Origin of the sequence: Pseudomonas fuscovaginae SE-1 (genome assembly GCF_000364705.1) — a bacterium.
Taxonomy (GTDB): domain Bacteria; phylum Pseudomonadota; class Gammaproteobacteria; order Pseudomonadales; family Pseudomonadaceae; genus Aquipseudomonas; species Aquipseudomonas fuscovaginae_A.
Genome location: NZ_AQOH01000060.1, coordinates 13933 through 35061, shown reverse-complemented (window position 1 = coordinate 35061; position 21129 = coordinate 13933). Strand labels below are relative to the sequence as shown.

Sequence of the window (21129 nt, the reverse complement as noted above, 5' to 3'; positions counted from 1 at the left end):
GGCCCTGCCGTTCGAGCGGCTGTGGCCGTTGCTGCTGAGCAACGCCGGCATTCTCGGCCTGGCCCTGATCGCCACCCAGGATGACCACGGCCCAGGGCATGCGGCGCTGTCGAGCCTGGGCGGCGGCCTGGGTTTCTGGCTGGCCCTGGTTCTGTTCCACGACCTGCGCCAGCGTACCTATCATGAGGAAGTGCCCCTGCCGTTTCGCGGGCTGCCGATCGAACTGATCAGCGCCGGCCTGATGGCCCTGGCCTTTCTCGGTTTCAACGGACTGTTCAAGTCATGAGCCTGATCCAACACATCGACGCACTGCTGCCGCAGACCCAATGCGGCAAATGTGGCCACCAGGGCTGCAAGCCCTACGCCGAAGGCATCGCCAAGGGCGAAGCCATCAACAAGTGCCCACCGGGCGGCAGCGAAACCATCGCGGCGCTGGCCAGCCTGCTACAGGTGCCGGTCCTGGAACTGGACCCGGAACGTGGCACCGCGCCGCCGCAGGTTGCCTTCATCCGTGAAGCGGAATGCATCGGTTGCACCAAGTGCATCCAGGCCTGCCCGGTGGACGCCATTGTCGGCGCGGCCAAGCTGATGCACACGGTGATCCTCGACGAATGCACCGGTTGCGACCTGTGCGTCGCGCCCTGCCCGGTTGACTGCATCGAAATGCATCCGCTGCCGGCCAATGTCGTGCCGATCATCGGCGGGTTGGCCCAGGACGCTGGGCAACAGCAGGCACGCAGCGAAAAACGCGCGCGTGCCCGGCGCCGCTTCGACCGGCACAACGCCCGGCTGCAGGGCGAGGAACAACGGCGCAATGCCGAGCGCCAGGCCAGGGCGGCACGCCCGGCGCAAACCGACGCCACGGCAAGCGACCCGGTCAAGGCCGCCCTGGAACGGGTCAAGGCGCAAAAGGCACTGGACTCCGATGCCGCGCTGAAAAAGGCCAGGATCGACGTGGCCATGAGCCGTGCGCAGTTGAACAAATCCCTGAAGGCCTTCGGCCATCCACCGACTGCCGAGCAGGCCACGCAATTGGTGGTGCTGCAGCAACAGTTCGAAGCCGCGGAACGGGCCCTTGCCCGCCTGGAAAGCGCCGCTCCCGCCACCCCGGCGCCTGCGACGCCTCAGGATGCCGAACTCAAGCACGCCAAGATCCAGTTGGCCATGCGCCGCGCCGAGCTGAAGAAGGCCGAGGCGAATACGGCGCCAGCCGAGCAGGTCGCCCTCCTCAGCGCCGCGCTCGCACAGGCCGAGCGCGACCTGCATGCCGCCGAGGATACCTCCGGGAAACCGGCCCCCGATCTGGTTCGTATCGAAAAAAGGCCGATCGATCCTCGACTAAGGGTCTTGAAAACCGAACTGGCCTACGCCCGTGCCGAACTCGGCAAACTGCAGCGCCACCCCGATACCTCGGCGCAGGAGCTGAGCGACGCCCAGCGCAGGCTCGAGGAGGCCCAGCGCCAGGTCGATGTCCATGTCGCGCCCTGATCTGCCGGACAAGCGCATCCGACAGGCCATGCAGTGGGTTTTGCTCGCCACATTGCCCGGCGCACTGGTGCTGTTCGGGCTGTATGGCTGGGGCGTGCTGATCAACCTGCTGCTGTGCGCGTGCACCGCACTGCTGACTGAAGCCGCTGTGCTGCGGCTGCGCGCACGTCCGCTGCGGCCCGCGTTGCAAGACCGCAGCGCGCTGGTCAGCGCCACCCTTCTCGGCCTGGCACTGCCACCCTACGCGCCATGGTGGCTGGCGGTGTTCGCCTGCGCTGGCGCCCTGCTGGCGGGCAAGCACCTGTACGGCGGCATCGGCAAGAATCCCTTCAACCCGGCGATGCTCGGTTATGCCCTGGCGCTGGTGAGTTTCCCGCAGCCGATGACACACTGGCCGGCGTCCCATGGCCTGGACCTGCTCGGCGGCCTGCAGCAGGTATTCGGCCTGCAACTGGCCGGCCAGCCCGACGCCTGGGCCCAGGCGACCGCCCTCGACAGCCTGCGGCTCAATAAAAGCCTGACCATGGAAGAACTGTTCGCCAGCCATGACGCTTTCGGTCGTTGGGGCGGCAAGGGCACCGAGTGGGTCAACCTGGCCTTTCTCGTCGGCGGCCTGTGGCTATTGAGACAGAAAGTCTTCAGTTGGCATGCCCCGGTCGGGATGCTGGCCGGCCTGTTCCTCGCCAGCCTGGTCGGCTGGAACGGCAGCGGTTCGGACTCCAGCGGATCCCCCCTGTTTCACCTGTCGAGTGGCGCGACCATGCTCGGGGCCTTCTTCATCGCCACCGAACCGGTCTCGGGTCCTTCGTCAGCCAGAGCCCGCCTGCTGTTTGGCGCCGGCGTCGGGGTGCTCACCTATCTCATCCGCACCAGGGGTGGCTATCCCGATGGCGTGGCCTTCGCCGTCCTGCTGATGAATCTGGCGGTGCCGGCCATGGAGCGCTGGTCATCCCGTCGCGACAAGCACATCACGCCATGAACGGAACCGGCTCGGTGGTGGTTGTGATCGTCCTGGCAGCACTGCTTGCAGGCCTGACCTGGGGGCTGCAAAGACAAGTGACCCCGCGCATCCAGGCGCAACAACTGGCTATCCAGACACGAACGCTGGCCCAGGTGCTACCACCCGGTGAATATGGGCATCAATCGCTGGTATTGAGCGCCAGTGAGCAGGCCCGTGGCAACCTGACTCAAGGCTATCGGATGCTGCAGCAGGGAAAACCGGTGGCCATCGTGCTCCAGAGCAGAATTCAGGGTTACGGCGGGCCGCTCGAGTTGCTGATCGGTATCGACCCGAACGGCAGGCTGCTGGGCGTGAAAACCCTGTCGCACCGGGAAACACCCGGACTGGGCGCCAGGATTGCCGAGGATGGCGGCTCCTGGCTGGACACCTTTCTCGGCAAGTCGCGCACGGATCCCACCGACACGGCCTGGAGACTGAAAACGGACGGCGGACAATTCGATCAGATGGCCGGTGCCACGATCACTTCACGGGCAGCCGTCGAGGCGACCCATGACGCCCTGCGCTACTTCGACGAGCACCGCGAGCAACTGTTGGGAGAGCCGGCCCATGAATAGAAGCCCACTGCTGCCAGGCTCATTGATGCTTGCCCCTCTGCTCGGAGCCAGCGACTCCCTCATCAAGGCGGCATCCCTGTGGCTGGCAAGCCTGCTGGTGGCGGTCCTCTACGGGACATCGAGCCGCGTCCTGAAACCCTGGCTCAATACGAGCCTGAGATGGCCGGCACAGGCCCTCCTCGCCGCGGCCAGCATCAGCCTGGTGTCGCTGGCGCTGCAGGCCTGGTCATGGGAGTTGCAGCAGGCCCTGGGCCTCTACCTGACCGTGCTTGGCGCGCAATGCCTGGCCCTGGAACACCTGGGCTTTTTCCGCCCGGGCGGGTTGAGAGAAAATGTACATTTGTTCGCCGGCTTCGGCATCCTGTCGATCTGCCTGGGGCTGCTGCGCGAACTGCTGGCGAACGGAACGCTGTTCGCCCACCTGCAATGGTGGACCGGCTCGGCGACCCCAGGACCTGTCAGGGTATTCGCCGCAACGAGCGGCTTGCACCTGGCCGGACTGATACCGGGGGCCTTTATCCTGCTCGGTCTGCTGCTGGCCCTGAAACAAGCCTGGCCCCTGCGTCCAACCTCACACCGAGAGCTTCAAAGGAAATGACTGCCCCATGAATGCCGCCAAACGCCTGGAAATTTTCCGTCGGCTCCACGAGGACAATCCGGAGCCCAAGACCGAGCTGGCGTACTCGTCACCGTTTGAATTGCTGATTGCCGTGATTCTTTCCGCCCAGGCCACCGACGTCGGCGTGAACAAGGCGACGGCGCGGCTGTACCCGGTCGCCAATACTCCCGAAGCGATCTACGCGCTCGGGGTCGAAGGCTTGTCCGAGTACATCAAGACCATCGGCCTTTACAACAGCAAGGCAAAAAACGTCATCGAAACCTGCCGCCTGCTGATCGAGCTGCATGACAGCGAGGTGCCGCAAACCCGTGAAGCCCTGGAGGCATTACCCGGGGTTGGCCGCAAGACCGCCAACGTGGTACTCAATACCGCTTTCCGACAGCCGACCATGGCCGTCGACACGCATATTTTCCGAGTCAGCAACCGCACAGGGCTGGCCCCCGGGAAGAATGTACTGGAAGTGGAAAAACAGTTGATGAAGTTCGTGCCAAAACAATACCTGCTCGACTCCCATCATTGGTTGATCCTGCTCGGACGCTACGTCTGCCAGGCCCGGAAGCCGCGCTGTGGCAGTTGCCGAATCGAGGATCTGTGCGAATACAAGCACAAGACATCCGACGATTGAGCCTCCATTAGTATTATTGATAAGTCGATTGAAAAAATCTTTTTTACCCAACCGGTAATTATCGATATAAGGAGCGCCAACGGCAGTCTTAGCCCGGAGTTGACTTTATGAGTACCGATAAAGAAGCACTGGATATAGAGGACGACCTGATACAGGTCGATTCGGACGAAACGGAGCCTCAGGTAGAGGTGGCGAAGACCAATCTGAGCAAGCGGCGCACCATCGACAACCTGCTGGAAGAACGCCGCCTGCAAAAGCAGTTGGCTGATTACGATTTCGACCTGTAGTAACGTGAGCATTCCATCAAAAGCCTCCGGTCCGGAGGCTTTTGGCTATGACGACAGGCTTGTCGTCCCGCCCTTGTCATTCTGACCTTGCCGACGCCTCCCACACACCGCCGGAACGGCGCTCAAACCAGACCATTGCGCTGGGCGAGCTCGATCAGGTCGACCAGGGAACGGGCATTCAGCTTCAACAGCAGGCGTGTCTTGTAGGTGCTCACGGTCTTGTTGCTCAGGAACATGCCATCGGCAATTTCCTTGTTGCTCTTTCCCCTGGCCAGCTGTTGCAGCACCATCATCTCGCGACCGGACAGCCGGTTGACCATATCCGCCTCGCTGGCGTTGCCCATGCTGGAACGCACGGTGTGCAATGCCTGGTTGGGGAAGTAACTGTAGCCGGACAGAACGGCCTTGATGGCGCTGAGCATCTCGGTCAGGTCCTGCTGTTTGCACACGTAACCGGCAGCCCCCGCCTGCATGCAGCGCATGGAGAAATGACCGGGGGCCTGTGAGGTCAACACCAGCACCTTGAAAGAGAGCCCCATTGAAGTTAGACGGGCAATCACTTCAAGCCCATCCAGCTTGGGAATTCCTATATCGAGTATAACAATGTCCGGCGTATGCTCTCGCGCCAGTTGCAAGGCGTCCACGCCGTTATCCGTCTCCGCGATGACTTCGTAGCCATGCCGTTCCATCAGCATACGTACGGCAAGACGAATGACGGGATGATCATCCACGATCAGCACTTTATTCATGGGCAAGTCCAAATTTCGCTGTTCGAATTTTCAGAATCAGCACAATAGCCTAGTCACAACCTCCTGGGCATAGCGCCTACCCCAGGCAGTATCAGCCAAAGACCTTCCCTACAAACAACAAGGAATTGCCCTACAAAAAAAGCACCACAAGAAAAGTACCGTTTTCAAGATCGAGGTGATGATGACTCCACCCGAAGATTCTGCGCTACAAGCATCCGGCTCGCTGCGCCGACATCGCCTCATGAAGCGGCAGAAGGCGCCAATAAACAAAATGAACAAACATGCGACTCACTACACCTTGCTTATTACACATCAACCTTAGAGATGCCGGGCACTGAATGTCCATTGGTTTTCTGCAACAAGAAATAACCCGCGCCTCCGGCGGCAATTCTGGAAACCTCTCGAAATACCGGCCTCCAGCGCCAAACGGCCCCGCATCGAGCCCCTCGGGGCACTTCCCAGCCTGAACAGGCCATGACGGGATGTTGCGCAACGACCAGGACCGTGCAACGAACATGTTTATCATTTAATTACACAAACTCGACGAAAAAGAGTTTATCTGCTCGACAGAAGCGCGCTTCGACGGCCGCATTGGAGTACGCAAGGAGTCACCCAGAGGTATCAAACAAATATCCTCGAGAAAAACCATGACAATCAAAAAACATAAAAAAGCAGACAGCAAATATTCACAACAGGAAAACTCAAAGAAACGGACTACACCAGCAAAAGAACGCTTACCCAAACATGGAAACTTGCCAACCTCAGAAAAACCTGGCAACTGGACAACATGCTTTTTACTTGCAAGCAAATACTTCTGCCGCTAGCTTTTTTTTGAAAACAGGAGCCCTCTTGCCCGGCCTCCCCGCAGAAAACCCCATTACAGCCTATCCCCTTCCACGAGCAGGCTATATATCATGAAAAACGCCAAGATAAACAAAGACAACAATCACTGTAAACCTCACGAGCTGGAACTGGCCATCAGTGAATTCATCAAGAGTGGTGGAACGATAGAAACCAGCGCAAAAAAGGAGCCTTCCACAAACCATCGCACAACAGCAGGCACCCCGGAAAAAACCACCGAAACAGAGGAGGAATACACAAGGAAGGTTGAACTTCTGAAAGATCTGATAACGAAAGGTGCAGGAATTTATGCCCTGCAATATTCGTTGAAGATGAACAAGCACGAAATAAAAAGAATGGCCCGGGACCAGGGACTGCAAATCGCTCAACGGCGCCCGCTGGCTGCTGCCAGGAGGTACCGTCATTACCTGTCGGCAGCGGACGGCTCGCAGGACGATGACGTGATCGCCGGCCACGCCATGCACTACGCGGCTTTGGGATACACCGCCCCGGAAATTGCGCAGACGCTGGAGTTGAGTGTGCGCCAGGTGTGGGAACTGGCGAAGAGCTACCGTTTCGACCTCCACCACCCTCGGGAGGAACACCAGGATTGAACCCAAGCGCCGCCTGGTCACGCCTGACCAGTCTCGCGATACCTCGCCGCCGAGACGGACGGGCGGCGCCACAGAGCATCACGCCCTTGCGGCCGGCCCCTGCCCATCGCTCGAAAAAAACCCGGCCTGCATGGCCGGGTTCTTTGCGCGCAGACGCGGGATCAGAACAGCTTGCGTCCCTTGTTCGCCGCAATGCGCATGCGCAGTGCGTTGAGCTTGATGAAGCCGGCAGCATCGGCCTGGTTGTAGGCGCCGCCATCCTCCTCGAAGGTTGCGATATTGGCATCGAACAGCGACTCGTCGGACTTGCGACCAGTCACGATCACGTTGCCCTTGTACAGCTTCAGGCGAACCACGCCGTTCACATGAACCTGCGAAGCGTCGATCATCTGTTGCAGCATCAGGCGCTCGGGGCTCCACCAGTAGCCGGTATAGATCAGGCTGGCGTACCTGGCCATCAGCTCATCCTTGAGGTGAGCGACTTCGCGGTCCAGGGTGATCGACTCGATCGCCCGGTGCGCACGCAGCATGATGGTGCCGCCTGGGGTTTCGTAGCAACCGCGGGACTTCATGCCCACGTAGCGGTTCTCGACGATGTCCAGACGGCCGATACCGTGTGCACCACCGATACGGTTGAGGGTCGCCAGCACGGTGGCCGGGGTCATCTCGACGCCGTCCAGCGCGACGATGTCGCCGTTGCGGTAGGTCAGTTCCAGGTACTGCGGCTTGTCGGGAGCGTTCTCCGGGGAGACGGTCCAACGCCACATGTCTTCTTCGTGCTCGGTCCAGGTGTCTTCCAGCACGCCGCCTTCATAGGAGATGTGCAGCAGGTTGGCATCCATCGAGTACGGGGATTTCTTCTTGCCATGACGCTCGATCGGGATGGCGTGCTTTTCAGCGTAATCCATCAGCTTTTCACGGGACAGCAGGTCCCATTCGCGCCATGGTGCGATCACTTTCACGCCTGGCTTGAGTGCATAGGCGCCCAGTTCGAAACGAACCTGGTCGTTGCCCTTGCCGGTGGCGCCGTGGGAAATGGCATCGGCGCCGGTTTCGTTGGCGATTTCGATCAGGCGCTTGGCGATCAGCGGACGCGCGATGGAAGTACCCAGCAGGTACTCGCCTTCGTAGACGGTGTTGGCACGGAACATCGGGAACACGAAGTCGCGAACGAATTCTTCGCGCAGGTCGTCGATGTAGATCTCCTTGACGCCCATGGCCTGTGCCTTGGCGCGGGCCGGCTCGACCTCTTCGCCCTGACCCAGGTCAGCAGTGAAGGTCACTACTTCACAGTTATAAGTATCTTGCAGCCACTTGAGGATCACCGAGGTGTCCAGGCCGCCGGAATACGCGAGAACGACCTTTTTTACGTCGGCCATGCCATCACTCCACGGGGGTTGTACGGAAAGGGCCGATTCTACCGGCCAACCACGTGGATTTACAGAGGCGCGACAGCGAAGGACGTCAAAGCGACAGATAATGTCGGGAGGGCGACGAGAACAGCCGTTTCAGGATGTCCTCGCTGCGCTGCCAGCCGCTGCGGTCGGCGCCGGCTTCTCGGCAGGCTTCTGGGGAGCCGGTGCAGAGGGAGCCGTTGCAGCGGGAGCCGGTGCGGGAGGCGCCTCCGGGGCACGCTCGAGGTGGATGTTGACCCGGCGGTTCTTCGCCCGGTTGGCCGGATTGGTATTGGGTACCAGCGGATAGCGCTCGCCATGGAAGCGCATGACGATCTGCGATTCCGGAATACCGGCGGCCTTGAAGAAATCCATGACCGCCAGCGCGCGCCGGCGCGACAGGTCGCGGTTGGTCAGGCGGTTGCCGCTGTTGTCGGAATGCCCGTCGAGTTCGATATGGTTGACGGTCGGGTCGGCCTTCATGAAGTCCAGCATTCCCTGCAACTGGACCTTGGCCTGCGCGTTGAGTTCGATGCCGCCATCCGGAAAACCGATCTCGGCCTGCTTGATCTGTTCGAAATTCTTCGGCAGCAGCTTGGCAGTGCAGCTCTGGAAGTCGCTGTAGGCCTGGTTGAATTTCACCGGCAGCAGGCGCACTTCGGAAACGCCGCCTTCGCGCGAATAGTGACGTATCAGCGGGCTACGCCCCTCGAGCAGACCGTGGAACAGGCCACCGGCCTGGCCCTGGGAACTGTTGAACAGCACGTCGCCATTGTTGATTTTGACCGTGCCCAGGTTGATGTCACCACGCCCGGGCTGCCAGGGCGCCGCAGCGGCCAACAGGGTCGCCGAACCACCGCCGAGCACGTGATTGTTCGACTTGAGCCGGAAAATCGCCTGCTCGCCCGCACGCCGCACGAACTCGCCGGCACCGAAGTCGGTGATCGGCTGAGTCAGCCGACACTCGAATTTGTCCCCTTCCACCTTCCACTCGATGCTCTCCAGACGGGTCTGGAAAGTCAACGCCATGGCCGGCAGGCTGGCAAACATACTGAGCAGGGCTAAATAACGCTGGCGCACGGGAGGCTCCAATGGTTCTACGGCTGTGAGACTGGCGTACGACTTCTACGCCATGCTTTCGGGATATCGGTTGCATCCGGCAAAACTTGATAGCGAGTGCCTGAGAGAGTCTTTTCCGGTAGCATTCCCCTGAGTTCGACCCGCCTGGAATCCCCAATGTCCGACCGCCTGACCCTGCTGCGTCCCGACGACTGGCATATCCATCTTCGCGATGGTGCTGCGTTACCCCACACTGTTGCGGATGTTGCGCGCACCTTTGGCCGCGCCATCATCATGCCAAACCTGGTGCCTCCGGTACGCAACGCCGCCGAAGCCGATGCTTATCGCCAGCGCATTCTCGCGGCGCGGCCGGCCGGCAGCCGTTTCGAACCGCTGATGGTGCTCTACCTCACCGACCGCACCCAGCCCGAGGAAATCCGCGCCGCCAAGGCCAGCGGCTTCGTCTACGCGGCCAAGCTGTATCCGGCCGGCGCGACCACCAACTCGGACTCCGGCGTGACCAGCGTCGACAAGATCTTTGCCGTCCTGGAAACCATGGCCGAAGTCGGCATGCCACTGCTGGTGCACGGCGAAGTGACCCGCAGCGAAGTCGACGTGTTCGACCGCGAGAAGCAGTTCATCGACGAACACATGCGTCGCGTGGTCGAGCGCTTCCCGACCCTGAAAGTGGTGTTCGAGCACATCACCACGGCCGATGCGGTGCAGTTCGTCAACGAGGCCTCGGACAACGTCGGCGCGACCATCACCGCCCACCACCTGCTGTACAACCGCAACCACATGCTGGTCGGTGGCATCCGGCCGCATTATTACTGCCTGCCGATCCTCAAGCGCAACACGCACCAGTCGGCCCTGCTCGACGCCGCCACCAGCGGCAGCGAAAAGTTCTTCCTCGGCACCGACTCGGCGCCCCACGCCCAGCACGCCAAGGAAGCGGCCTGTGGCTGCGCCGGTTGCTACACCGCCTACGCGGCCATCGAACTGTATGCCGAGGCCTTCGAACAGCGCAATGCCCTGGACAAGCTCGAAGGCTTTGCCAGCCTGCACGGCCCGCGCTTCTACGGCCTGGCGCCGAACAGCGAGCGCATCACCCTGGTTCGCGAAGAATGGACCGCCCCGGCCAGCCTGCCGTTTGGCGAGCTGTCCGTGATCCCGCTGCGCGCCGGTGAAAAACTGCGCTGGCGCCTGCTGGAGGAAACCCTGTGAGTGATGATCATTTCGACGACGAACTGGAAGGCAACGGTGCCTCGGGCGGCCCCCGCCACCCGATGGCCGCGCGCTTTCGCGGCTATCTGCCGGTCGTCGTCGACGTAGAGACCGGCGGCTTCAACGCCGCCACCGACGCCCTGCTGGAAATCGCCGCCACGACCATCGGCATGGATGAAGACGGTTTCGTGTTCCCCGAGCACACCCACTTCTTCCGGGTCGAGCCGTTCGAAGGCGCCAACATCGAGGCCGCAGCCCTGGAGTTCACCGGGATCAAGCTCGATCACCCGTTGCGCATGGCCGTCAGCGAGGAAACCGCGCTGACCGACATTTTCCGTGGTGTACGCAAGGCGCTCAAGGCCAACGGCTGCAAACGGGCGATCCTGGTCGGGCACAACAGCAGCTTCGACCTTGGTTTCCTCAACGCCGCCGTGGCGCGTCTGGACATGAAGCGCAACCCGTTCCACCCGTTCTCCAGCTTCGATACCGCCAGCCTGGCCGGCCTCGCCTACGGCCAGACCGTCCTGGCCAAGGCCTGTCAGGCCGCCGGGATCGACTTCGATGGTCGCGAAGCCCACTCGGCGCGCTATGACACCGAAAAGACCGCCGAGCTGTTCTGTGGCATCGTCAACCGCTGGAAGGAAATGGGCGGCTGGGAAGACTTCAACGACTGATCCTGCTCGCCTAAATCGCGCCCATGAAAAAACCGGCCCTGAGGCCGGTTTTTTTGTCCGTGAAACGACGGCTTACAGCTTGCCGGCGTTCTCGGTCAGGTAGGCGGCAACGCCTTCCGGCGAGGCGTTCATGCCCTTGTCGCCTTTTTTCCAGTTGGCAGGGCAGACTTCGCCGTGCTCTTCGTGGAACTGCAGCGCGTCGACCAGACGGATCAGCTCTTCCATGTTGCGGCCCAATGGCAGGTCGTTGATGATCTGCGAACGGACAACGCCCTTGTCGTCGATCAGGAAAGCGCCACGGAAAGCCACGCCACCTTCGGACTCGACGTCGTAGGCCTTGGCGATTTCGTGCTTCATGTCGGCGGCCATGGTGTACTTGACCTTGCCGATGCCGCCATCGTTGATGGCGGTGTTGCGCCAGGCGTTGTGGGTGAAGTGCGAGTCGATCGACACGGCAACCACTTCGACGTTACGCGCCTTGAAGTCGTCCATGCGGTGATCCAGGGCGATCAGCTCGGACGGGCAGACGAAGGTGAAGTCCAGTGGGTAGAAGAACACCAGGCCGTATTTGCCCTTGATGGCCGAGGACAGGGTGAAGCTGTCGACGATTTCGCCATTGCCCAGTACGGCCGGGACGGTGAAGTCGGGGGCTGGTTTGCCTACGAGTACGCTCATTGGATATCTCCTGGTGATAGTCACGTTCAGAACGAGGTCGCTGCAAGGATGCCCCCTTTAAGCGACAAGCCTATGACGCGCTGACCCCGTGTCCTTGGAACCGACCATCATACACCGCGTTTTTTGACGCTCCTAAACGGTTTTTGCAAAGGCGCCGCCATACGGCCCTCCTGCCATTCGTCAGCCGGTATCCGAATCGCTGGAAAGCCCGACTAAACCACTTTGACAATCATTCTCGTTAACATTAAGATCAACGGCAATCGAGTTCCAACCAGCGACGGTTCCCACCCTATGTACGTTTGTCTCTGCAACGGCGTCACCGACGGACAAATTCGCGAAGCGATCTTCGAAGGCTGCTGCAGCTATCGCGAAGTACGCCAGGCGACCGGCGTTGCCAGCCAGTGTGGCAAATGTGCCTGCCTGGCCAAGCAGGTGGTCCGTGAAACGCTGACCGAACTGCAAAGCAGCCAGGCTGCCCTGCCCTATGCCGTAGAATTTTCTGCCGCATAAAACGTGCGATTTTTAAAGAACCGGACTTAGTGTCCGGTTTTTTATGCCTGTAATTCAATTGCTTAGCGGCAAAACGCGGAATAAAAACATTCTTATTCCGATTAATTTTCATATATTATTCAATAACTTAGGTTTGACACTCGAAGTTGTCGGGATCAAACTCCGCCCTATAGACAGCTATTACAGGGCAGGACCCCCATCATGAAAGGCGACAAATCAGTCATCCAGCAACTCAACAAGATCCTTGCCAATGAGCTGATCGCAATCAACCAATACTTCCTGCATGCGCGGATGTATGAGGACTGGGGCCTGAACAAGCTGGGCAAGCACGAGTACCACGAGTCCATCGACGAGATGAAACACGCGGACAAGCTGATCAAGCGCATCCTGTTCCTCGAAGGCATCCCCAACGTGCAGGACCTGGGCAAGCTGCACATCGGCGAGAACACCAAGGAAATGCTCGAGTGCGACCTGAAGATCGAGAAAACAGGCCACGCCGACCTGAAGGAAGCGATTGCTCACTGTGAGAAAGTCGGTGACTTCGGCAGCCGCGAGCTGCTCGAGGATATCCTCGAATCCGAAGAAGAGCATATCGACTGGCTGGAAACCCAGTTGGGCCTGATCGACAAGATCGGCATTGAAAACTACCTGCAATCGCAGATGGGCGACGAATAAGCGCCGCCCAGTAAAAAGCCCCGCCCTCATGTCGAGAGGCGGGGCTTTTTTATGCGCCCGCCACCGAGGTGGCGGCAAAGCGCGGATCAGGCTTCGGTCTTGGCCGCGGCTTTCTGGGCAGCGTCCTTGATCAGGGTCTGCAGTTCGCCGTTGGCGAACATCTCGGCCATGATGTCGCTGCCGCCGACCAGCTCACCGGCAACCCACAACTGCGGGAAAGTCGGCCAGTTGGCGTACTTGGGCAGGTTGGCGCGAATCTCGGGGTTCTGCAGGATGTCCACGTAGGCGAACTTCTCGCCACAACCCATGACCGCCTGTGCGGCTTTCGCGGAGAAGCCACACTGAGGGGCATTCGGCGAGCCTTTCATGTAAAGCAGAATGGTGTTGTTGGCAATCTGCTCTTTAATCGTTTCGATGATATCCATGGAACACCTCGGCTAAAACTTTCCGACTCGGTTGTCGGCACGGTGAGGCATTGTATCGGAAAGCCGAGCGCCCTGCTCGGTCTCCCCGATGATAATCGCATGAGCCTGGCCACCTGCGGCCAGACAGCACAGCCCTCAAGCCGCGACCACCCGCACCGGCACGCCGTTCAACGCCGCGTTACCCGATACCCGATCGACCTGTCGCTCATCGGTCAGGTCATTGGCACTGGAGCCTGGCTGGCCGCTGGCGATCGCCATCTGCACGCCCGGCCGCGCATGCCCCCAACCATGGGGCAGGCTCACCACGCCCGGCATCATCTCGAGGCTGGCAACCACCTCGACCTCGATCGCACCGACCCGCGAGCTGACCCGCACCCGCTGTCCATCCTCGAGTCCGCGGCTGGCCAGGTCATCCGGATGCATCAGCAGTTGATGGCGCGGCTTGCCCTTCACCAGGCGATGGTAGTTGTGCATCCAGGAGTTGTTGCTGCGCACATGCCGGCGCCCGATCATCAGCAACTCTCCCGCCTGTGGCAGCTGTTGCGCGGCGAAACGCTCCAGATCCGCCAGGATCTCCGGCGGTGCGGCCTGGATCCGCTGGCCTGGCGTTTTCAGGCGCTCGCCGAGATTGGGTCCGAGCGCGCCGAGATCGACGCCATGGGGATGCTCGGCAAGCCTCTGCACCGATAACCGGTGCTCGGACGCGTCACCATAACGCCCCAGGCGCAGGCCCATGTCGATCATCTGCGCCGGCGGCATCGTCGGTTTCAGCTCCTTGCCGGTACGGGCCGCAAACGCCTTGGCCAGGCCGACGAAGATCTCCCAGTCATGCAGCGCGCCTTCGGGCTTGGCCAGGATGGCCCGATTGAAGCGCGCGACATTACGCACGGCGAACATATTGAAGGTGGTGTCGTAGTGATCGTTCTCCAGCGCCGATGTCGACGGCAGGATCAGATCGGCGTAGCGGGTGGTCTCGTTGATGTACAGGTCGATGCTGACCATGAACTCCAAACCGGCGAGCGCTCGCTCTAATTGCCGGCCATTGGGGGTCGACAGCACCGGGTTGCCGGCCACCGTCACCAGCGCACGCACCTGCCCATCGCCGGGGCTGAGCATTTCCTCGGCCAGCGCAGAAACCGGCAACTCCCCCCCGTATTCCGGCAAGCCGGAAACCCGGCTCTGCCACCGGTTGAAGTGCCCGCCGCCAGTGGACGCCACCAGGTCCACCGCCGGTTCGGTGCACAGCGCACCGCCCACCCGGTCCAGATTACCGGTCACCAGGTTGAGCAATTGCACCAACCAGTGACAGAGGGTGCCGAACGCCTGCGTAGACACGCCCATCCGCCCGTAGCAGACCGCCTTGTCCGCCGCCGCGAAATCCCGCGCCAACTGACGGATCTGCTCGGCCGGGATGGCGCACAACGGACTCATGGCCTGTGCGGTGAACGGCGCCACGGCCGCCCGAACCGCATCCAGTCCGTCCACCGGCAGATGACTGTCCCGGGTCAGACCCTCCTCGAACAGCGTGTTGAGCAGGCCGAACAGCAAGGCCGCATCACCGCCCGGGCGCACGAACAGGTGCTGGTCGGCCATCGCCGCGGTTTCGCTGCGCCGTGGGTCGACCACCACCAGCTTGCCGCCACGCGCCTGGATCGCCTTCAGGCGTTTCTCCACGTCGGGCACGGTCATGATGCTGCCATTGGAGGCCAGGGGGTTGCCGCCCAGGATCAGCATGAAGTCGGTGTGATCGATATCGGGAATCGGCAACAGCAACCCGTGGCCGTACATCAGGTAGCTGCTCAGGTGCTGTGGCAACTGGTCGACCGACGTCGCGGAGAAGCGATTGCGGGTCTTCAGCAACCCGAGGAAATAGTTGCTGTGGGTCATCAACCCATAGTTATGCACGCTGGGGTTGCCCTGGTAGGTCGCCACGGCATTCGCCCCGTGTCGCTGCTGGATGGCCGCCAGGCGCTCGGCCACCAGAGTGAAGGCCTCCTCCCAGCCAATCGGCCGCCATTGTTCGCCGACCCGCAGCATGGGCTGGCGCAGGCGATCGGGGTCGTTCTGGATGTCCTGCAGGGCGACGGCCTTGGGGCAGATATGCCCGCGACTGAACGTGTCCTGGACATCCCCCTTGATCGAGGTGATCAGGACCTGATCTTCAGTGGTAGTGGTTTCGATGGTCAGGCCACAGATGGCCTCGCACAGATGGCAGGCACGGTGGTGAAGAGTCTTGGTCATGGCCAGTCTCTGTCTTGTTCTGGGCAACCCGGACAGGTTGCGGGAACAGAACTATGGCCCGTGGCGGACAGGCCCGCCAGCGACGTTCGTCTTGTGAATCGGGGGATATCAGGCGAGCCGATGGCGCCCGCGAAGGTCAGGAAAGGGGCAGCCGGGGGGTGGACTGCATCTGGATTTCCTGGACGGTCTGGACCTGCTCGTGGGACACCTGCACGCCGGTCAGTTCGCCGATCAGCCGCCAATGCTCATCGAGACCGGAGCTGATGGTGGCCATGCGATCGATCATCCGCCGCCCCGATGCCCGCGTCACCTCATCGTCACTGCGCAACAATTCGAAAGACATTGCGGTCACAGAGGCGGTCATGTGCGTCAGCGCCTGTGCAGTCAGCCTGAGCAATTCCATGAGCTGTTGCTCTTTCGATTCCATTCCAAAGCCTCTGTGTGTCTGCAATGACACATTTATAACCTAGCCACATAGTTTAGGAAATGTTTCCGCTTTTGCCTGGCCATCCGAACATGACCGCAAAAGATTCGACCGCCGGTGCAGAAAACGACTCTGAGCCGCCTACTGCCGCCGCATCAATTGCCAAAGGCGGTGACAGCCGTGTACAAATGGCACATTGCGATTATCGGTAGAGGCTTGGAAAACTGTAGTAAAAAGCGCGGAAATAACTTTAGCGCCGCCACTTCACCGCAGCAAAACCAAGCCTCCTATTGGTATCACGCGACATTTTCTTATACGATCGCGTCTCCCCCTATTTCGTCGCCCCGTGCGGCTTACGCCGCAGGTCTCACCCGTTTTTCCGAAAAACCCGGTTTTGAGCATCTGCGGTCTGTTGCAAAAAGGTAGTCAATGATGAGCGCTAGGAACTTTCTCTCCCTGATGGATTGCACGCCCGCTGAACTGGCCGGGCTGATTCGTCGAGGCATCGAGCTGAAGGACCTGCGTGATCGAAGTGTCCTGTTCGAACCGCTCAAGGGCCGAATCCTCGGCATGATCTTCGAGAAATCCTCGACACGTACCCGTGTCTCGTTCGAAGCCGGCATGATCCAGCTGGGCGGCCAGGCGATTTTCCTGTCGCCGCGCGATACCCAGCTGGGCCGTGGCGAACCGATCGGCGACAGCGCCATCGTGCTCTCGAGCATGCTCGACGTGGTCATGCTGCGCACGTTCAAGCACAGCACCCTGACCGAGTTCGCCGCCAACTCCCGCGTTCCGGTGATCAACGGCCTGTCCGATGAACTGCACCCCTGCCAGTTGCTCGCCGACATGCAGACCTTCCTCGAGCATCGCGGCTCGATCCAGGGCAAGACCGTGACCTGGATCGGCGACGGCAACAACATGTGCAACAGCTACATCGAAGCGGCGATCCAGTTCGACTTCCAACTGCGCGTCAGTTGCCCCGAAGGCTACGACCCGAGCCCTGCGCTGCTGGCATTGGCGGGCGATCGGGTAAGCCTGGTCCGCGACCCACGTGAAGCGGTACGCGGTGCGCACCTGGTCAGTACCGACGTCTGGACCTCCATGGGCCAGGAAGAGGAAACCGCCAAGCGCCTGAAGCTGTTCGCGCCCCTGCAGGTCACCCGTGAACTGCTCGACCTGGCCGCTCCGGACGTGGTGTTCATGCACTGCCTGCCCGCCCATCGCGGCGAGGAAATCAGCGTCGACCTGCTTGATGACAAGCGTTCGGTCGCCTGGGACCAGGCCGAAAACCGCCTGCATGCGCAAAAGGCCCTGCTCGAGTTCCTGGTCAAGCCGGCGTACCGCCCGGCATGAGTCATCCGCTGCTGCTGAACCTGCACGATCTGGCTTGCGGTTACCAGGGCCAGCGAGTCGTGCAGAACCTCAACCTGCATCTCAATGCCGGCGACATCGGTTGCCTGCTGGGCCCTTCGGGTTGCGGCAAGACCACCACGCTGCGCGCCATTGCCGGTTTCGAGCCGGTTCACCAGGGCGAGATCCGGCTGGCCGACGAAGTCATCTCCCGGGCCGGGTTCACTCTGGCCCCGGAGAAACGCCGGATCGGCATGGTGTTCCAGGATTACGCGCTGTTTCCGCACCTGAGCGTCGCCCAGAACATCGCCTTCGGCATTCGCCAGCACCCGGAGCGGGAGCGGATCACCGCCGAGCTGATGGAACTGGTGAACCTCAAGGGCCTGGGCCAGCGTTACCCCCATGAGCTTTCCGGTGGCCAGCAACAACGCGTGGCCCTGGCCCGGGCCCTGGCACCGGAGCCGCAGTTGCTGCTGCTCGACGAGCCCTTCTCCAACCTCGATGGCGAATTGCGCCGCAAGCTCAGCCACGAAGTCCGCGACATTCTCAAGCTGCGGGGCATCAGCGCGATCCTGGTCACCCATGACCAGGAAGAAGCCTTCGCGGTCAGCGATCATGTCGGAGTCTTCAGGGAAGGTCGGCTGCAACAGTGGGATACCCCCTACAACCTCTATCACGAGCCGGCGAGCCCCTTTGTCGCCAGCTTCATCGGCCAGGGCTATTTCATCCGCGGACAGTTGCAGACCCACGAATCGGTGCAGACCGAACTGGGCGTGCTGCGTGGCAACCGCGCCTATGCCTGGCCGGCGGGCACTGCGGTCGATGTGCTGCTGAGACCGGACGACATCGTCCCGGCGCCGAAAAGTTCGCTGAAGGCGCGGGTCACCAGCAGGACGTTCCTCGGTGCCTCGACCCTCTATCGCCTGCAATTGCCCAGCGGCAGCCAATTGGAGTCGATCTTCCCCAGCCATGCCGATCACCAGCCCGGCGAGGAAGTCGGGATCCGCGTGGCCGCCGAGCACCTGGTGCTGTTCCAGGCCTAGACGGCCCCTCAGTTCAACCCAGCACCAGCCGTCCGCTGGCCACTAGCGCGGCCTGGCCGCCGATCTTCACCCGATCACCTTCCAGCCGGCAGAACAGCTCCCCGCCCCGCGACGAACACTGATAGGCCGTCAGCGCAGTCTTATCCAGACGCTGCGCCCAGTAGGGAATCAGCGCGCAATGGGTCGAGCCGGTGACCGGATCCTCGTTGATACCGATGGCCGGGGCGAAATAGCGCGAGACGAAATCATGCCGTTCGCCCGGCGCGGTGACGATCACCCCCGGCCAGGGCAGCCGGGCGACGGCCGCCCAGTCAGGCGTGCAGTCGCGTACCGCCTGCTCGGAGGCCAGCACCACGAACAACTCATTGGCCCCCAATACATCGACCAGCGGCGTACCCAGCGCGCGCTCGACTTCAGCGGTAACACCGAGCGCACCCGGTACCCTCACCGGAAAGTCCAGCCACAACCGACCCGCCTCACGGCTGACACTCAGCGCGCCGGCCTTGCAGACGAACTCGATCTTTTCCTGCGGCTCGCCGTAGACCTCGAACAGCACGAAGGCACTGGCCAGGGTGGCGTGGCCGCAGAGCGGCACCTCGGTAGTCGGGGTGAACCAGCGGATGCCCCAGGCCGCTCCCTCGCGGACCACAAAGGCGGTTTCCGCCAGATTGTGCTCGGCGGCGATTTTCTGCATCAACTCATCGGCCAGCCAGGTGTCGAGCCGATAGACCATCGCCGGATTGCCACTGAAGGGCCGTTCGCTGAAGGCATCGACCTGGTGAAATTCAAGCTGCATGACGTCCTCTCTCTCCTTGTCCAAGAGCGTCAGTCTGCTCGCTCCCCCGCATCGTCGCCCAGTGACAGAACCGCTGAATTTACGCCATACAGACCGCTCAGGCGCGACCGATATCGGCGAACTTCGCCTGGGTATGCTCGGCCAGCAGCGCCGGCGCCAGCTCGACCTCCAGGCCACGGCGCCCGGCACTGACAAAGATGGTCGCGAAGCCCTGGGCGCTCTGATCGATGAACGTGCGCAAGCGCTTCTTCTGCCCCAGCGGACTGATGCCGCCCAGCAGATACCCCGTCGCCCGCTGCGCGGCGGCCGGATCAGCCATTTCGACTTTCTTCACCCCGGCCGCGTGGGCAAGAGCCTTCAGATCCAGACTTCCGACGACCGGTACCACCGCCACCAGCAATTCGGCCTTTTCACTGCTCGCCAGCAACGTCTTGAAAACCTGGGCCGGCGCGAGCGCCAGCTTTTCCGCGGCCTCCAGACCATAGGAGGCGGCTTTCGGATCATGTTCGTAACTGTGCACACGATGTTCGGCACGAACTTTTTTCAGCAGGTCCAAGGCAGGCGTCATGATCATTCCTGGCAGACGGTTAGGTAAGCGCGGATTTTAGCGCCATCCCTGTGCAAAAGGCTCTATTGGAGGTACGAAACCGTCTAATTCAAGGGCCTTGAGCGTCTGAACGCGACATCAATGTCGCCACATTCCTACAGACCGGCCTACTTCATTCACTCAATCAATAGTCACAATATGGATAGCAGTTCACTTTCGACCTTTGACAGCAGTGTTTCTTGTCTATATTTTTTCGAATCTGAAGATCATGCTCCTGATCCAGCAGTACCAGCGGTAAGTCGACTTCAGGGATGGGGATCCCCGACAGTCGATGTGAAGACCACGCCATCCATCGGGTTTGGCGTCACACAACAACAAAAATCGAGGTGTCCAATGACTACCGCTCTGAAACAACCGTCGCTATCGGGACAATGCATCGCCGAATTCCTCGGCACCGCCCTGCTGATTTTCTTTGGCACCGGCTGTGTCGCCGCCCTCAAGGTCGCGGGCGCCAGTTTCGGCCTGTGGGAAATCAGCATCATCTGGGGGGTGGGCGTGAGCATGGCGATCTACCTGACCGCCGGCGTTTCCGGTGCGCACCTCAATCCGGCCGTCAGCATTGCGCTGTGCCTGTTCGCCGACTTCGAAAAACGCAAACTGCCCTTCTACATCATCGCCCAGGTCGCCGGCGCCTTTTGCGCGGCCGCGTTGGTTTACACGCTTTACAGCAACCTGTTCTTCGATTTCGAACAGGCTCACCACATGGTCCGCGGTTCGCAAGCCAGCCTGGAGCTGGCCTCGGTGTTCTCCACCTACCCGAACGCCGCCTTGACCACCGCCCAGGCCTTCCTGGTCGAAGTGGTGATCACCGCCATCCTGATGGGCGTGATCATGTCCCTGACCGACGACAACAACGGCCTGCCCAACGGCCCGCTGGCGCCTCTGCTGATCGGCCTGCTGATCGCCGTGATCGGCAGCGCCATGGGCCCGCTGACCGGCTTCGCGATGAACCCGGCGCGGGATTTCGGGCCCAAGCTGATGACCTTCGTTGCCGGCTGGGGTGAAATAGCCTTCACTGGCGGGCGCGACATTCCGTATTTCCTGGTTCCGATCTTCGCGCCGATTCTCGGGGCCAGTCTCGGGGCCGCGCTGTATCGCGGGATGATCGCCCGCCACCTGCCCAGCGCCACCGCCGTAGAGGAAGAGCCTGCGACCGCCGCCAAGAAGGTCCGCGCTTCCTGATCCACCGCATCACGCCAGACCCGGCGGGCACGTATTCCCTTGGTGGGACCCGC

At 61.3% G+C, this 21129-nt stretch carries 25 protein-coding genes; 16 read left to right on the top strand and 9 right to left on the bottom strand.

What is annotated here, in order from left to right; all coding sequences use genetic code 11:
* From K675_RS0106870 to K675_RS0106840, 7 genes are all read left to right on the top strand, one after another.
* Positions 1-286: Rnf-Nqr domain containing protein (locus tag K675_RS0106870; protein ID WP_017902773.1), on the top strand; the 286-nt coding region annotated here is incomplete at its 5' end.
* Entirely contained in the window at positions 283-1488 is a 1206-nt protein-coding gene (rsxB, locus tag K675_RS0106865) for an electron transport complex subunit RsxB (RefSeq protein ID WP_017902772.1), read from the top strand. The genes K675_RS0106870 and rsxB, both read left to right, overlap by 4 nt.
* Positions 1475-2467: an RnfABCDGE type electron transport complex subunit D gene (locus K675_RS0106860; protein WP_017902771.1), complete on the top strand. Its 993-nt coding sequence runs from the start codon at positions 1475-1477 to the stop codon at positions 2465-2467. Before rsxB ends, K675_RS0106860 begins: the two co-directional genes overlap by 14 nt.
* Positions 2464-3063 carry an RnfABCDGE type electron transport complex subunit G gene (locus K675_RS0106855; RefSeq protein WP_017902770.1) on the top strand — a complete coding sequence of 200 codons (600 nt, stop codon included), beginning with the start codon at positions 2464-2466 and terminating at the stop codon, positions 3061-3063. The genes K675_RS0106860 and K675_RS0106855 overlap by 4 nt, the downstream gene beginning before the upstream one ends.
* Entirely contained in the window at positions 3056-3661 is a 606-nt protein-coding gene (locus tag K675_RS0106850) for an Rnf-Nqr domain containing protein (RefSeq protein WP_026144992.1), read from the top strand. Before K675_RS0106855 ends, K675_RS0106850 begins: the two co-directional genes overlap by 8 nt.
* A 7-nt stretch (positions 3662-3668) precedes the next feature.
* A complete protein-coding gene (gene nth / locus K675_RS0106845) occupies positions 3669-4307 on the top strand; it encodes an endonuclease III (protein ID WP_017902768.1) in 639 nt (212 codons plus the stop codon).
* A gap of 107 nt (positions 4308-4414) precedes the next feature.
* Entirely contained in the window at positions 4415-4594 is a 180-nt protein-coding gene (locus tag K675_RS0106840) for a PA3496 family putative envelope integrity protein (RefSeq protein ID WP_017902767.1), read from the top strand.
* Between the two features lie 122 nt (positions 4595-4716).
* On the opposite strand, the gene K675_RS0106835 is transcribed toward K675_RS0106840, so the two are convergent.
* Entirely contained in the window at positions 4717-5343 is a 627-nt protein-coding gene (locus K675_RS0106835) for a response regulator transcription factor (protein ID WP_010445030.1), read from the bottom strand.
* A 647-nt stretch (positions 5344-5990) separates the two neighbouring features.
* Here K675_RS0106835 and K675_RS32925 point away from each other — a divergent pair.
* Together K675_RS32925 and K675_RS0106830 are read left to right on the top strand one after the other, a co-directional pair.
* A complete protein-coding gene (locus K675_RS32925) occupies positions 5991-6167 on the top strand; it encodes a hypothetical protein (protein ID WP_157383916.1) in 177 nt (58 codons plus the stop codon).
* Between the two features lie 90 nt (positions 6168-6257).
* On the top strand, positions 6258-6797 hold the full coding sequence (locus tag K675_RS0106830) for a hypothetical protein (RefSeq protein ID WP_017902764.1): 540 nt from the start codon (positions 6258-6260) through the stop codon (positions 6795-6797).
* Positions 6798-6958: 161 nt separating this feature from the next.
* Here the strand turns inward: K675_RS0106830 and K675_RS0106825 are convergent, their stop codons facing one another.
* Positions 6959-8176 carry an argininosuccinate synthase gene (locus K675_RS0106825; RefSeq protein ID WP_017902763.1) on the bottom strand — a complete coding sequence of 406 codons (1218 nt, stop codon included), beginning with the start codon at positions 8174-8176 and terminating at the stop codon, positions 6959-6961.
* Positions 8177-8305: 129 nt separating this feature from the next.
* Positions 8306-9271 carry a flagellar protein MotY gene (locus tag K675_RS0106820; protein WP_017902762.1) on the bottom strand — a complete coding sequence of 322 codons (966 nt, stop codon included), beginning with the start codon at positions 9269-9271 and terminating at the stop codon, positions 8306-8308.
* A gap of 156 nt (positions 9272-9427) precedes the next feature.
* Between K675_RS0106820 and pyrC the strand changes: the two genes are divergently transcribed.
* On the top strand, positions 9428-10474 hold the full coding sequence (gene pyrC / locus K675_RS0106815) for a dihydroorotase (protein ID WP_017902761.1): 1047 nt from the start codon (positions 9428-9430) through the stop codon (positions 10472-10474).
* The gene (gene rnt, locus K675_RS0106810; protein ID WP_017902760.1) at positions 10471-11148 is read left to right on the top strand and encodes a ribonuclease T; all 678 of its coding nucleotides are present in this window, start codon (positions 10471-10473) and stop codon (positions 11146-11148) included. Before pyrC ends, rnt begins: the two co-directional genes overlap by 4 nt.
* A 72-nt stretch (positions 11149-11220) precedes the next feature.
* On the opposite strand, the gene K675_RS0106805 is transcribed toward rnt, so the two are convergent.
* Positions 11221-11823, bottom strand: coding sequence for a peroxiredoxin (locus K675_RS0106805; RefSeq protein ID WP_017902759.1), 603 nt, complete (start codon positions 11821-11823; stop codon positions 11221-11223).
* A 291-nt stretch (positions 11824-12114) separates the two neighbouring features.
* Between K675_RS0106805 and K675_RS0106800 the strand changes: the two genes are divergently transcribed.
* Both K675_RS0106800 and bfr read left to right on the top strand, forming a co-directional pair.
* Positions 12115-12333, top strand: a complete 219-nt coding sequence (locus K675_RS0106800) for a bacterioferritin-associated ferredoxin (RefSeq protein ID WP_017902758.1) — start codon at positions 12115-12117, stop codon at positions 12331-12333.
* Positions 12334-12534: 201 nt separating this feature from the next.
* Positions 12535-13008, top strand: a complete 474-nt coding sequence (gene bfr / locus K675_RS0106795; RefSeq protein WP_017902757.1) for a bacterioferritin — start codon at positions 12535-12537, stop codon at positions 13006-13008.
* Between the two features lie 86 nt (positions 13009-13094).
* Here bfr and grxD read toward each other — a convergent pair whose 3' ends face one another.
* The 3 genes from grxD to K675_RS0106780 form a co-directional block, all read right to left on the bottom strand.
* A complete protein-coding gene (grxD, locus tag K675_RS0106790; RefSeq protein ID WP_017902756.1) occupies positions 13095-13433 on the bottom strand; it encodes a Grx4 family monothiol glutaredoxin in 339 nt (112 codons plus the stop codon).
* A gap of 135 nt (positions 13434-13568) precedes the next feature.
* On the bottom strand, positions 13569-15674 hold the full coding sequence (locus tag K675_RS0106785) for a molybdopterin oxidoreductase family protein (RefSeq protein ID WP_017902755.1): 2106 nt from the start codon (positions 15672-15674) through the stop codon (positions 13569-13571).
* 136 nt (positions 15675-15810) lie between these two features.
* Positions 15811-16101 carry a hypothetical protein gene (locus K675_RS0106780; RefSeq protein ID WP_017902754.1) on the bottom strand — a complete coding sequence of 97 codons (291 nt, stop codon included), beginning with the start codon at positions 16099-16101 and terminating at the stop codon, positions 15811-15813.
* A 429-nt stretch (positions 16102-16530) separates the two neighbouring features.
* Between K675_RS0106780 and argF the strand changes: the two genes are divergently transcribed.
* The gene (gene argF / locus K675_RS0106775) at positions 16531-17451 is read left to right on the top strand and encodes an ornithine carbamoyltransferase (protein ID WP_026144991.1); all 921 of its coding nucleotides are present in this window, start codon (positions 16531-16533) and stop codon (positions 17449-17451) included.
* A complete protein-coding gene (locus K675_RS0106770; protein WP_017902752.1) occupies positions 17448-18491 on the top strand; it encodes an ABC transporter ATP-binding protein in 1044 nt (347 codons plus the stop codon). Before argF ends, K675_RS0106770 begins: the two co-directional genes overlap by 4 nt.
* Positions 18492-18504: 13 nt before the next feature.
* On the opposite strand, the gene K675_RS0106765 is transcribed toward K675_RS0106770, so the two are convergent.
* Positions 18505-19287 (bottom strand): PhzF family phenazine biosynthesis protein, encoded by a 783-nt coding sequence (locus K675_RS0106765; protein ID WP_017902751.1) that lies wholly within the window; start codon positions 19285-19287, stop codon positions 18505-18507.
* A gap of 97 nt (positions 19288-19384) precedes the next feature.
* A complete protein-coding gene (gene ybaK / locus K675_RS0106760) occupies positions 19385-19855 on the bottom strand; it encodes a Cys-tRNA(Pro) deacylase (protein WP_017902750.1) in 471 nt (156 codons plus the stop codon).
* A 372-nt stretch (positions 19856-20227) separates the two neighbouring features.
* On the opposite strand from ybaK, the gene K675_RS0106755 reads away from it, so the two are divergent.
* Positions 20228-21076, top strand: a complete 849-nt coding sequence (locus K675_RS0106755) for an MIP/aquaporin family protein (protein WP_017902749.1) — start codon at positions 20228-20230, stop codon at positions 21074-21076.
* Positions 21077-21129: the final 53 nt, after the last annotated feature.

What these genes read in the sequence shown, in the direction of transcription:
- K675_RS0106840 (WP_017902767.1), top strand. Translation starts at nt 4,415, where the DNA reads ATGAGTACCGATAAAGAAGCACTGGATATAGAGGACGACCTGATACAG.
- K675_RS0106770 (WP_017902752.1), top strand. Translation starts at nt 17,448, where the DNA reads ATGAGTCATCCGCTGCTGCTGAACCTGCACGATCTGGCTTGCGGTTAC.
- grxD (WP_017902756.1), bottom strand. Translation starts at nt 13,433, where the DNA reads ATGGATATCATCGAAACGATTAAAGAGCAGATTGCCAACAACACCATT.
- K675_RS0106835 (WP_010445030.1), bottom strand. Translation starts at nt 5,343, where the DNA reads ATGAATAAAGTGCTGATCGTGGATGATCATCCCGTCATTCGTCTTGCC.
- K675_RS32925 (WP_157383916.1), top strand. Translation starts at nt 5,991, where the DNA reads ATGACAATCAAAAAACATAAAAAAGCAGACAGCAAATATTCACAACAG.
- K675_RS0106855 (WP_017902770.1), top strand. Translation starts at nt 2,464, where the DNA reads ATGAACGGAACCGGCTCGGTGGTGGTTGTGATCGTCCTGGCAGCACTG.
- K675_RS0106830 (WP_017902764.1), top strand. Translation starts at nt 6,258, where the DNA reads ATGAAAAACGCCAAGATAAACAAAGACAACAATCACTGTAAACCTCAC.
- rsxB (WP_017902772.1), top strand. Translation starts at nt 283, where the DNA reads ATGAGCCTGATCCAACACATCGACGCACTGCTGCCGCAGACCCAATGC.
- K675_RS0106860 (WP_017902771.1), top strand. Translation starts at nt 1,475, where the DNA reads ATGTCGCGCCCTGATCTGCCGGACAAGCGCATCCGACAGGCCATGCAG.
- K675_RS0106850 (WP_026144992.1), top strand. Translation starts at nt 3,056, where the DNA reads ATGAATAGAAGCCCACTGCTGCCAGGCTCATTGATGCTTGCCCCTCTG.
- ybaK (WP_017902750.1), bottom strand. Translation starts at nt 19,855, where the DNA reads ATGACGCCTGCCTTGGACCTGCTGAAAAAAGTTCGTGCCGAACATCGT.
- argF (WP_026144991.1), top strand. Translation starts at nt 16,531, where the DNA reads ATGAGCGCTAGGAACTTTCTCTCCCTGATGGATTGCACGCCCGCTGAA.
- nth (WP_017902768.1), top strand. Translation starts at nt 3,669, where the DNA reads ATGAATGCCGCCAAACGCCTGGAAATTTTCCGTCGGCTCCACGAGGAC.
- K675_RS0106800 (WP_017902758.1), top strand. Translation starts at nt 12,115, where the DNA reads ATGTACGTTTGTCTCTGCAACGGCGTCACCGACGGACAAATTCGCGAA.
- K675_RS0106780 (WP_017902754.1), bottom strand. Translation starts at nt 16,101, where the DNA reads ATGGAATCGAAAGAGCAACAGCTCATGGAATTGCTCAGGCTGACTGCA.
- pyrC (WP_017902761.1), top strand. Translation starts at nt 9,428, where the DNA reads ATGTCCGACCGCCTGACCCTGCTGCGTCCCGACGACTGGCATATCCAT.
- K675_RS0106755 (WP_017902749.1), top strand. Translation starts at nt 20,228, where the DNA reads ATGACTACCGCTCTGAAACAACCGTCGCTATCGGGACAATGCATCGCC.
- bfr (WP_017902757.1), top strand. Translation starts at nt 12,535, where the DNA reads ATGAAAGGCGACAAATCAGTCATCCAGCAACTCAACAAGATCCTTGCC.
- K675_RS0106805 (WP_017902759.1), bottom strand. Translation starts at nt 11,823, where the DNA reads ATGAGCGTACTCGTAGGCAAACCAGCCCCCGACTTCACCGTCCCGGCC.
- K675_RS0106785 (WP_017902755.1), bottom strand. Translation starts at nt 15,674, where the DNA reads ATGACCAAGACTCTTCACCACCGTGCCTGCCATCTGTGCGAGGCCATC.
- K675_RS0106825 (WP_017902763.1), bottom strand. Translation starts at nt 8,176, where the DNA reads ATGGCCGACGTAAAAAAGGTCGTTCTCGCGTATTCCGGCGGCCTGGAC.
- K675_RS0106765 (WP_017902751.1), bottom strand. Translation starts at nt 19,287, where the DNA reads ATGCAGCTTGAATTTCACCAGGTCGATGCCTTCAGCGAACGGCCCTTC.